12 protein-coding genes are annotated in these 9,632 nt (G+C 69.3%); 6 read left to right on the top strand and 6 right to left on the bottom strand.

What is annotated here, in order from left to right:
- Nucleotides 1-169 precede the first annotated feature (169 nt).
- Genes proC through BLQ77_RS10870 form a run of 3 tightly spaced genes read left to right on the top strand, consistent with a single transcriptional unit; the run spans nucleotide 170 to nucleotide 2,272 of the window.
- Nucleotides 170-985: a pyrroline-5-carboxylate reductase gene (gene proC / locus BLQ77_RS10880; protein WP_089958838.1), complete on the top strand. Its 816-nt coding sequence runs from the start codon at nucleotides 170-172 to the stop codon at nucleotides 983-985.
- Nucleotides 978-1,316 carry a tRNA-binding protein gene (locus BLQ77_RS10875; RefSeq protein WP_089958835.1) on the top strand — a complete coding sequence of 113 codons (339 nt, stop codon included), beginning with the start codon at nucleotides 978-980 and terminating at the stop codon, nucleotides 1,314-1,316. Before proC ends, BLQ77_RS10875 begins: the two co-directional genes overlap by 8 nt.
- Nucleotides 1,313-2,272 carry a 2-hydroxyacid dehydrogenase gene (locus BLQ77_RS10870; protein ID WP_089958832.1) on the top strand — a complete coding sequence of 320 codons (960 nt, stop codon included), beginning with the start codon at nucleotides 1,313-1,315 and terminating at the stop codon, nucleotides 2,270-2,272. The genes BLQ77_RS10875 and BLQ77_RS10870 overlap by 4 nt, the downstream gene beginning before the upstream one ends.
- Nucleotides 2,273-2,335: 63 nt before the next feature.
- Here BLQ77_RS10870 and dtd read toward each other — a convergent pair whose 3' ends face one another.
- Both dtd and BLQ77_RS10860 read right to left on the bottom strand, forming a co-directional pair.
- Nucleotides 2,336-2,776, bottom strand: a complete 441-nt coding sequence (gene dtd, locus BLQ77_RS10865) for a D-aminoacyl-tRNA deacylase (RefSeq protein ID WP_089958829.1) — start codon at nucleotides 2,774-2,776, stop codon at nucleotides 2,336-2,338.
- On the bottom strand, nucleotides 2,773-3,687 hold the full coding sequence (locus tag BLQ77_RS10860) for a carbohydrate kinase family protein (RefSeq protein ID WP_089958826.1): 915 nt from the start codon (nucleotides 3,685-3,687) through the stop codon (nucleotides 2,773-2,775). Before BLQ77_RS10860 ends, dtd begins: the two co-directional genes overlap by 4 nt.
- Before the next feature lie 281 nt (nucleotides 3,688-3,968).
- Here BLQ77_RS10860 and BLQ77_RS10855 point away from each other — a divergent pair, with 281 nt between their 5' ends.
- Nucleotides 3,969-4,289 (top strand): hypothetical protein, encoded by a 321-nt coding sequence (locus BLQ77_RS10855; protein ID WP_131822007.1) that lies wholly within the window; start codon nucleotides 3,969-3,971, stop codon nucleotides 4,287-4,289.
- A 53-nt stretch (nucleotides 4,290-4,342) separates the two neighbouring features.
- Here the strand turns inward: BLQ77_RS10855 and BLQ77_RS10850 are convergent, their stop codons facing one another.
- Nucleotides 4,343-5,428, bottom strand: coding sequence for a TFIIB-type zinc ribbon-containing protein (locus tag BLQ77_RS10850; protein ID WP_089958819.1), 1,086 nt, complete (start codon nucleotides 5,426-5,428; stop codon nucleotides 4,343-4,345).
- A gap of 186 nt (nucleotides 5,429-5,614) precedes the next feature.
- On the opposite strand from BLQ77_RS10850, the gene BLQ77_RS10845 reads away from it, so the two are divergent.
- Nucleotides 5,615-6,220 carry a hypothetical protein gene (locus BLQ77_RS10845; RefSeq protein ID WP_089958816.1) on the top strand — a complete coding sequence of 202 codons (606 nt, stop codon included), beginning with the start codon at nucleotides 5,615-5,617 and terminating at the stop codon, nucleotides 6,218-6,220.
- On the top strand, nucleotides 6,198-6,497 hold the full coding sequence (locus BLQ77_RS10840) for a cupin domain-containing protein (RefSeq protein WP_008883088.1): 300 nt from the start codon (nucleotides 6,198-6,200) through the stop codon (nucleotides 6,495-6,497). The genes BLQ77_RS10845 and BLQ77_RS10840 overlap by 23 nt, the downstream gene beginning before the upstream one ends.
- A gap of 7 nt (nucleotides 6,498-6,504) precedes the next feature.
- Here BLQ77_RS10840 and BLQ77_RS10835 read toward each other — a convergent pair whose 3' ends face one another.
- From BLQ77_RS10835 to BLQ77_RS10825, 3 genes are all read right to left on the bottom strand, one after another.
- Complete coding sequence (locus BLQ77_RS10835; RefSeq protein ID WP_089958813.1) at nucleotides 6,505-7,626, bottom strand: SPFH domain-containing protein; 1,122 nt, start codon at nucleotides 7,624-7,626, stop codon at nucleotides 6,505-6,507.
- 520 nt (nucleotides 7,627-8,146) lie between these two features.
- Entirely contained in the window at nucleotides 8,147-8,581 is a 435-nt protein-coding gene (locus tag BLQ77_RS10830; protein WP_089958809.1) for a globin domain-containing protein, read from the bottom strand.
- Nucleotides 8,582-8,653: 72 nt separating this feature from the next.
- Nucleotides 8,654-9,628, bottom strand: a complete 975-nt coding sequence (locus BLQ77_RS10825; RefSeq protein ID WP_008883332.1) for a DUF2927 domain-containing protein — start codon at nucleotides 9,626-9,628, stop codon at nucleotides 8,654-8,656.
- Nucleotides 9,629-9,632: the final 4 nt, after the last annotated feature.

Here is a 9,632-nt window from a genome sequence, read left to right as displayed (position 1 = left end):
CGAAGCCCCGTGGCTTCCAGTGGCCTGAAATATCCCGGGGGAGTCGCGCAAGGCGCGACGGGGGCAGCGCCCCCTCTGGCGCCCCACTGGCGGTCCCGGCGGCGCGCCCCGGCTTGCAACCGGCCCGGCGCCGGGACAGATTGGCCCCGAATGCTGGAGAGAGACGACTATGCAGAACGGAGAAATCGCGCGTCGCGGCCTGGTGCTGCTCGGCTGCGGCAAGATGGGATCGGCAATGCTCGAGGGCTGGCTGGCGCGCGGGCTGCCCAGCACATCGGTCTGGGTGATGGACCCACACCCCTCGGACTGGCTGCAGGCGCAGGGCGTGCACCTGAACGAGGAGCTGCCGCAGGATCCCGCCATCGTGCTGGTGGCGGTGAAGCCGCAGATGATGACCGAGGCGCTGCCCACCCTCGTGACCTATGGCAACGGCAGCACGCTCTTCGTCTCGGTGGCGGCGGGCACGCTGATCGCCACCTACGAGGCGATGCTGGGCGACCGCACCCCGGTGGTGCGCGCCATGCCCAACACGCCCGCTGCCGTGGGGCAGGGCATCACCGCGATCGTCGGCAACGACCACGCCAGCGCGACGCAGATCGACCAGGCCGAAGAACTGCTCTCTGCGGTGGGCGGCGTGGTGCGACTCGAGACCGAGGCGCAGATGGACGCGGTGACCGGGGTCAGCGGCTCGGGCCCGGCCTATGTCTTCCACATGATCGAATGCCTCGCCGCCGCGGGTGAGGCGCAGGGGCTCGACCCGGCGCTCGCCATGACGCTGGCCAAGGCCACCGTGGCCGGGGCCGGAGCGCTGGCGATGCAGGCCTCCGAGGATCCCGCCCAACTGCGCCGCAACGTGACCTCGCCCAACGGCACCACGCAGGCGGGGCTCGAGGTGCTGATGGACAGCGAAAACGGCCTGCCGCCGCTGGTCGCCGCCACCGTCGCCGCCGCCACCAACCGCTCACGGGAGCTTGCCAATGGCTGAGATCACCTTCGACGACTTCCTCAAGGTCGACATCCGCGTGGGCGAGGTCATCCGCGCCGAACCCTTCCCCGAGGCGCGCAAGCCCGCGATCAAGCTCTGGATCGACTTCGGCCCCGAGATCGGCACCAAGAAATCCTCGGCGCAGATCACCGTGCATTACGACCCCGAGTCCATTGTCGGGCGGAAGGTGATGGCGGTGGTGAACTTCCCGCCGCGCCAGATCGGGCCGTTCATGTCGGAATGCCTGACGCTCGGCTTCGCGGACGAGGATGGCGCCATCGTGCTGGCGGAACCCGGTGGCCCGGTCCCTGTCGGGGCGCGGTTGCATTGAGCCGGGTCCTGATCGGGCGGAACCTGCCGGAGAGCGTGGTCGAGACCGCGCGCGGGCACTTCGACGTCAGCTACCGCGACAGCCCCCATCCGCTGAGCCGTGACGAGATGGTCACGGCGTTGCAGGACTACGATGGGGTGCTGATGACGCTGGGCGACCGCTACGACGCCGGCGTCTTCGAGGCCGCGGGCACGCCCCGGGCGAAGATCCTTGCCAACTTCGGGGTGGGCTTCAACCACATCGACGTGGCCGCTGCCGAGGCCGCGGGGCTCGTGGTCACCAACACCCCCGGCGCGGTCACCGACGCCACCGCCGATGTCGCCATGACGCTGCTGCTGATGACCTGCCGCCGCGCCGGCGAGGGCGAGCGGCTGGTGCGCTCCGGCGCGTGGGAGGGCTGGCACCCGGTGCAGATGCTGGGGCTTCACGTCAGCGGCAAGCGGGTCGGCATCCTCGGGATGGGGCGGATCGGGCAGGCCATCGCGCGGCGCTGCCATTTCGGCTTCGGCATGTCCGTGGCCTATGCCAGCCGCTCGGAGAAGGAACTCGACTTCCCCGCCACGCGCTACACCACAGCCGAGGCGCTTGCGGCCGAGGTTGACATTCTCGTGGTGGCGCTGCCTGCAAGCCCCGCGACCCACCACATGGTGAACGCGGGCGTGCTGGCGGCGATGAAGCCCACGGCGCATCTCGTGAACATCGCGCGCGGCGACATCGTCGACGAGGCGGCGCTGATCGCGGCGCTCGAGAAGGCCGAGATCGCGGGGGCGGGGCTCGACGTCTACGAGTTCGAGCCCGAGCTGCCCGAGGCGTTGCGCCGGCTCGAGAATGCCGTGCTGCTGCCGCATCTCGGCACCGCGACTCTTGAGGTGCGCGAAGACATGGGCGCCATGGCGGTCGAGAACCTGCGTGCCTTCTTCGCGGGCGAAGAGGTGCCGAACCGCGTCACGGTGTGACGTCGCGCCAAGGAATTGCCTGTCGCCGCCCCTGCGGTCGGCGGCGGGCTACAGGTCCTGCGCTCAGGCGTCTGTGTCGAGCCAGATCGTCACCGGTCCGTCGTTGACCAGCGCCACCTGCATGTCGGCGCCGAAGCGGCCGGTGGCGACGGGCACGCCCTCGCCCTGCAGCTTCGCCGCGAAGAGCTCGTAGAGACGCCGGCCCTCGTCGGGGGCGGCGGCGGTCGAAAAGCCGGGGCGGTTGCCGCGGGTCTCGGCGGCCAGCGTGAACTGGCTCACCACCAGCGCGGCCCCGTCCACGTCCCGCACCGAGCGGTTCATGCGGCCCTCGTCGTCCTTGAAGATGCGCAGCTTCGCGACCTTGGCGGCCAGCTTCCCGGCCTGCGCGTCGCCATCGCCCTGCATGGCGCAGACCAGCACCAGAAGCCCGGGCCCGACCTCTCCCAGGACCGCGCCGCCGACCGACACCCGCGCCTCCGTGACGCGCTGGATCAGCGCCCTCACTGGCCGTCCTCGGCAAGCTCGGTGTCCCACGGCGGGTTGGCCCCGGCACGGCTGACGGTGACGGCGGCGGCCTTGGCCCCGAGCGCGATCGCCGGTTGCAGCGCCTCGAGCGGAGCGGCACGCAGCGAGGCGCGCGACAGCACTCCGTCGCGCCAGAGCCCGGCAAGGAAGCCCGCGTTGAAGGTGTCGCCGGCGCCCACGGTATCGACCACGGTGGCCTTCCCGGCGGCCACCGCAAGCTCGCCCCCGGCGCTCACCGCGAGCACGCCCGCGGCGCCGCGGGTCTCGAGCACCAGTGCCGCGCCGCCGGCGATCAGCTCGGCGGGGGTGGTGCCGAGCCAGGCCATGTCCTCGTCCGAGATCTTGACCACGTCGGCCCGCGCCAGCATCTGCGCCAGCCGGGCGCGGTAACGCTCGGGGTCGGTGATGAAGCTCGGGCGGATGTTGGGATCCATCATCACCAGCCGCTCGCCAGCCTGCGCGCAGAGCGCGGCATAGGTGTCGGCCGCCGGTTCCGACACGAGGCTGATGCCGCCGAAGAACAGCGCCTCGGTCTCGTCGCCGAGGTGCGGCAGGTCGGCCTCGGTCAGGCTGCGCCCGGCGGTGTTCTCGTCGTAGAACGCGTATTGCGCGTGCCCGTCGGTGAGCGTCACGAAGGCCAGTGTCGTGGGCCGCTGCGACCGGACCGAGAGCGTGAAGTCCACCCGCGAGGCGGTCAGCGCCGTCTCGAGCACCGCGCCGAAGAGATCGGTGGACAGCCCGCCGAAATACCCGGCCGGGGCGCCGAGCCGCCCGAGGGCGATGGCGGTGTTGAAGACCGCACCGCCCGCGACGGGCGCAAAGGCGGGTTCGCCGGTCGAGGCGGTTCTCGGCAGCATGTCGATCAGCGATTCGCCGCAGCACAGGATCATGTCGGTCCTCCCATCTGTTAGCGCCGCAAGTTGCCCCGGGACGCGGCGGGGCACAAGGGCGGGATTTGTTCAGGATCATGGCGCAGGACCCGGTTTCATGCGACACTTCCGGCAAGAGGAAGGAGGTCGTTCGCATGGGCGAGGCGCCTCGGACCGGGCCTTGACCGTCTCTCTGCGCCCCGCTTCGAGGTCTCGGGGCCGGGTTGCCCGGGCGGCTGGCGACGGCATTGGACGCCCCCTTGGACGACGGCACCTGACGATTCGCGGTGGTGATGCCGGGCATGCCGGAAGAGGTGATCTCGCACAGTGTGCCCGAGAGCGTCACCATGCCCACCCGCGACAAGACGTGCCGCAAGGCGCAGGGTGAGACTTGGCTCGCCAGTGATACGCACGACGGCGCATTCCGCGGGTTATCCCGGTTGCCGCCCGTCACCGATGCCACGTCGGCAAGCGCCCGAATGAAGGACGGCGTTCTTTGGACCACGCCGCGACGGGCCGAAAACGCCCTGCGCGGCCAGAGGTTCACGGTCGGCAGGGGCCAGGCAATTCTGGACGGTGATCCCCGTCCCGTCCTCCCCGAGTCTGGTTCCTGTCGTCCGTGACGGGGGTGGGCAGCGATGCCTGCCCCCATTTCTCATACCGCCGCGCGAGGCTGTTACTGGCTCTGTGCCATGACGTAGCCTATGGCGCCCGCCACGACCAGCCCGACAATCACCGCCAGCGCGATCTTCCACGTAGACCACGGCCGCTCGCCCTGCACACGGCCGGTGGTGCCGTTGACCACGAACCGGTAGGTCTCGCCCCGGTACTTGTAAGCAGCAAGCCACACCGGCAGCAGGATGTGCTTGAAGGTGACCTCCGAGACTTGCGTATCGACCCGGTGGATGCGCTGCCGGTCGCCGCCGATGTCGAACTTCACGTCGCGCTCGATCTGGCGGTCCATGAGCTGGCGCGCCTCGACGAACCCGTCGGCCAGATCGACCTGGTAGCCCTCGGCCCGGAACCCTGCGAGGAACTCGGGCTGGTAGGGCTCGAGCCGCGACAGGTCCCAGGGCTCGAGCGCGTCGGTGAAGCGCTTCGGCAGCGAGCGCGAGGCCAGCACCAGCACGTCGTCGAAGAACCGCGCCACCCGGCCCGAAACGCCCCGCCAGCGCACTTTGGCCACCCGCACGGTCTGCATCTTGCCGTCGCGCATCACCTGTCGCGTCTCGTAGTACACCGTGCCGCGCTCGCCGCTGTAATCCGAGCGGGTGCGGGCGTCGAAGGTCCAGTAGGGCACGTAGATGCCCTGCATCTTGCGGCCCTTGCGGGCATATTCCTTCAGCCCGTTCGGCGCGAACCAGAGCCGCCCGAGCCAGCCGTTCATGGCGTCGTGGGCGGCCTTCTCGTCGAGCGCGAAGGGCAGCAGCCCGCGCGGCTTGATCTGCCGGTGCGCGCCGGTGCCGGTGACCACCGGGGTGGCGCAGAACGGGCATTCGGTGGCATGGGTGTCGGGCTCGAACTCGACCTCGGCGCCGCAGTTGGGGCACTTGCTGACCTGCAGCTCTTCCATCTCCTGCAGCGGCAGGAGGTTGTCGACGGCGGCGCGGTAATCCAGCTCGCGGATGTCCGCCTTCCATGGCCCGGGATCGGTGATCGCCCGGACGTCGCCGCAGTGATCGCAGACGAGCTCGGCCCTGGCAGGATCGTAGCGGTAATCCGCACCGCACTGTTCGCAGGGAAAGCGGTGTTCCTCGGTCATCGGGGCCCCCTTGGTTCCGGCAGCGCGACCCTAGGTCGGTTGCGGGCGGGATGGAACCCGGTTTTGCCCAGCCCCGTGGGATGCCGCGGGCGCGGTCGCGGAAAAGCGATTCAGGGTCCCGGCGAAAGCCGTTAGGGTGTCGGCGAATGCGGGGGACACGAGGTCGTGCGAATGAGAGCGAGACGCATGAAAAACGTGGTGCGGGCAGGGGTTGCGGCCTTCGGGCTGACGCTGGCAGGCAGCGCGGCGACGGCGGAGAACGTCAGCTACCGGTTCGAATGGCAGGGCGCGGGCGGCTATTCCATGCGCGGCGGCATGTCCTTCGACGCGGGCTTTCTCGGGCGCAGCGAGGTCGGCGCGCAGGATCTCAGCTGCTTCTTCATCGAGGGCCGCCGCGATGGCGCGCCGGGGGGCCGCTGGGCGCTGTCGATGCTCGACGAAGAGACCAGCTGGGTTCTCACCTTCCGGCCGCAGGAGCAGGCCTTCGCGGTCTGGGGCCCCGACCAGCCGATGCCGCAGGCGTGGAACATGGACGGCTTCGGCACCAACTGCGGCGAGGGCGGTTTCGGGTTCAACATCGGCAACGCGGCGCAGGATCTGTGCATCGACGGCCGGCTGGTGGTGCTTTCGCAGGTGGCGCCCGATAGGAGCTTCCCAGTGACGCGGGACGATGCCATGACTTTTCCCGCCGATGCCTGCATGGGGCCGATGCTGATGAGCGGGTTGTCCGGGCAGGCAGGCTGGAACTTGAACGCAAAGGACGACCCCCGTGTGCAAAGACACCTGCAATGAAGCCGCCGCCACGACCCTCATCTCGGACGACAAGACCCGCGTGACGCGGTTCGACTTCGCGCCCGGCGCCGAGACCGGCTGGCACGTGCACGAATATGACTACGTGATCGTGGCGCTGACCGATCTCACCATGCGGCTGCAGCTTCCCGGCGGCGAGGTGCGCGACGTGACCACGCCCGCAGGACAGGCCTATCGCCGCGACGCGGGCACCGAGCACAACGTCATCAACGGCGGCGACACGCCGATGAGCTTCGTCGAGATCGAATTCGTGGCCTGAGCCCCGCTCAGGCGCCCGGCGGGGGCGGGGGCATCACGGTGAAGAGCTGCGCAAGCTCTGCCACGTCCTCGGCCCGCTTCCAGCCGTCCTGACCCTGCGTCCAGACAAAGGTGTCGCGGGTCAGGCCTCCCTCGGTGACCATCCGCCCGAGCCGCGCCTTCGAGAAGGGGCCACTGGTGGCGCCGTTCTCGGCGAGGTGCCAGACATGCTCGACCGGCGGCGGAGGCGGCGGGGCCGAGGCGGCGGGGCGGGCGCCCCACGGGCCGGCCTGGCCACCACCCTGCGCGGCGCTCATCTGCGCGCCCATCGACATGCCGAGCCCGGCGCCGAAGCCCGTGCCCATGGCCTGCCCGGCGGCTGAGCCCTCCTGTCCCAGCGCCTCGGCTGCCTGGAACTTGGTGTAGGCGTCGAGGTTGCCGATCACCCCCATCGAGGTGCGCTTGTCGAGCGCCTTCTCGACCGCCGGCGGCAGCGAGATGTTCTCGATGTAGAGCTCGGGCAGGGACAGCCCGTACTCGGCAATGGTGGAGGTGATGCCGTCCGCCAGCATCTTGCCCAGCTCCTGCGTGTTCGCCGCCATGTCGAGCACCGGGATCCCCGAGCCCGCGATCAGGCGCGAGAACTCCTGCACGATGATGTTGCGGATCTGGAAGCTGATCTCGTCCGAGGTGAACTCGCCGTCGGTGCCGACGATCTCTGTCAGGAAGCGCGCCGGGTCGCTCACCCGCACGGAATAGGTGCCGAAGGCGCGCAGGCGGACCGGGCCGAACTCTGGGTCGCGGCAGATGATCGGGTTCTTGGTGCCCCACTTGAGCCCGTTGAACCGCGTCGTGTTGACGAAGTAGATCTCGGACTTGAAGGGCGAGCGGAAGCCGTGATCCCAGTGCTGCAGCGAGGTCATGATCGGCATGTTGTTGGTCTCGAGCATGTAGAGACCGGGGCTGAACACGTCGGCGAGCTGGCCCTCGTGGACAAAGACCGCAGACTGCCCCTCACGCACGGTGAGCTTGGCGCCATACTTGATCTCGTGGCCGTAGCGCTCGAACCGCCAGACCATGGTGTCGCGGGTATTGTCCACCCAGTGAATGACGTCGATGAACTGGCCGGAGAGGAAATCCAGAATGCCCATGGCTGCTACTCCCGCGTTGCTGCTTCTGAGAGCAATTTAACCCCGGAAGGTCGCGACACAAGCGGGCAGGGGGCATTTGTTCCGAAGGGTCCCGGGCGCGGTGGGCGTGAGAATGCGGGTCGGGCGGTGGGGCGTGCCTGATCCGGGTTTTCGGTGTCAGGGGCGCAGGGCGTGGTGGTCGGCGCCGTTTGAGCAGGGGCGGTTCCATCAGGACAGCGGTCGATGCTGTCCGGGCAGCCGGTGGGATCGCTTGGGCAGCGGCGGCCCGCGCTCTTTGGGGGTGGGGCTGTGGGCCCCGCAGCGTTGCTGCTGACAGCGAGACGTGTGCCTGCGTTGATCAGGTGTCGGGCGCCGCTACCCTTGCCAGAGTACCACCGCCTGCATCGTCGAGCCCGATGTCATGCCACGTTCCGACCTCGAAGCGCCTCAGAGGGGGCGCATGTGCCGCCGATGCCTCCGACCGGCCCCGCCCAACTCCTATCGCCCCCGAAACAGGCCCCCCCGAAACAGGCGCCGCCAGTCACGCGGCGGGCGGCGCCTTGGGCGTGGCGGCGCGGGCGCCGGTGATCATCAGGTCGCTCACGTAGTCGATGAGCTGCGCCCAGGCGTCGTGATCGGCCTCGGACCAGTCGGCGATGTGATCGGCCAGCGTCGCGAGCAGGATCTCGGCGACCAGCGGGTACTGGTCGTCGGTCACGCCGTAGTCCACGTGGCGCGCGCCGAGCGCCTCGATCTCGGTCACCAGCATCTGCAGGTGGTCGAGCGACTGCACCAGCACCAGCACCATGTCGAAGAGCTTGTCCGCCTGCACCCCCATGTCCTCGGGGAACATGATGCGGATGCCGGGGGAGGCAGCGAAGAGCCGCTCGTAGAAATCACGCGTCAGCGCGCTGCTGGCGGTGCGCAGCCGCAGGGCGCTTGAAAGAACCTGATCCTTGAGCTTGTCGTCAAACATCGTCCCGTCCCGTCGTCCGTCGCGACGGGAGTAGAGGCTCCGGGTGAACATCCGCTTAAGCCGCGGAGGGCTTCAGGACTCGCCCCCGAGCAGGGCGCCGGCGATCTGGGTGACGACGGGGCGCACGGTGTCGGCGTCCATGCCGGGCGAGATGCGCGGGTCGTAGAGGATCTTCAGCAGCATCTCGTCATGGGTGGTCAGCAGCGCGAACTCGTCGTCGTCGTTGAAGATCGACGGCCGGGCGCTGGGCGAGTCGTTGCCCAGCCCCATGCCCTGCGCCATCTCCTCGTGGATACAGGAGCGGCGCAGCAGATCGGGATGCTCGGAGCGGATCACCGCGATCGCCTCGCCATAGGCATAGCCGCCGGGATCCTCGGAGAAGGCCAGCACGAGGCAATGGATCGAGCGTGGCAGCCGGTCGAAGAGCTCGAGCGCCGAAGGGCTGACGTTTGGCACGAGCTGGCGGATGCGGGGGGCGATCTCGGCCTTGTCGTCCTCGGACATGAACAGCACGTGGAAATTCGCGTTGTCGGCATTCATCGACATCGGATGCCCGGTGATCCGCGACAGGCGGTTGACGTACTGGGTCACCATGTTGGTGTCGGGAACGCGCTGGTCCTCGGGCACGAGCGCGCCGAACTCGATCGTCACGCGCACCGGCTGGAGCCACTTCTTTACCCTGCTGAGCTCGCCGCGCGAGGGGCGCAGGCCGGCGCCGCGCTCGTATTCCTCGGCCAGCGCGATGCGTTCGAAGTTGCGCACCAGCATGGTGTCGGTGAAGGGCGTGTCGGGGCCGCCGCCATCGGTGCGCAGCAGCCCCTGCGTGAGGAGGTCGGCCTGCACGCGGGAATAGTAGGTCTCGAGATCCTTGCTTGCCAGCGACCGGCGACGCGGCGGGGCCTCTGCGGAGGGGACGGGCTTCAGTCCGTCGGGGCGGGCATGGGGCGGTACCCCGGTCTCGCGGGGCGCAAGCTGCGAGGTTTCGCAGGCCGCGAGGCCCGCGAGCACTCCAAGGGCAAAGCCGATGCGGCGCAGGCCCGCACGCATTCGG

Source organism: Salipiger thiooxidans (assembly GCF_900102075.1).
Lineage (GTDB): Bacteria > Pseudomonadota > Alphaproteobacteria > Rhodobacterales > Rhodobacteraceae > Salipiger > Salipiger thiooxidans.
This window is presented reverse-complemented; position numbering and strand designations above follow the sequence as displayed.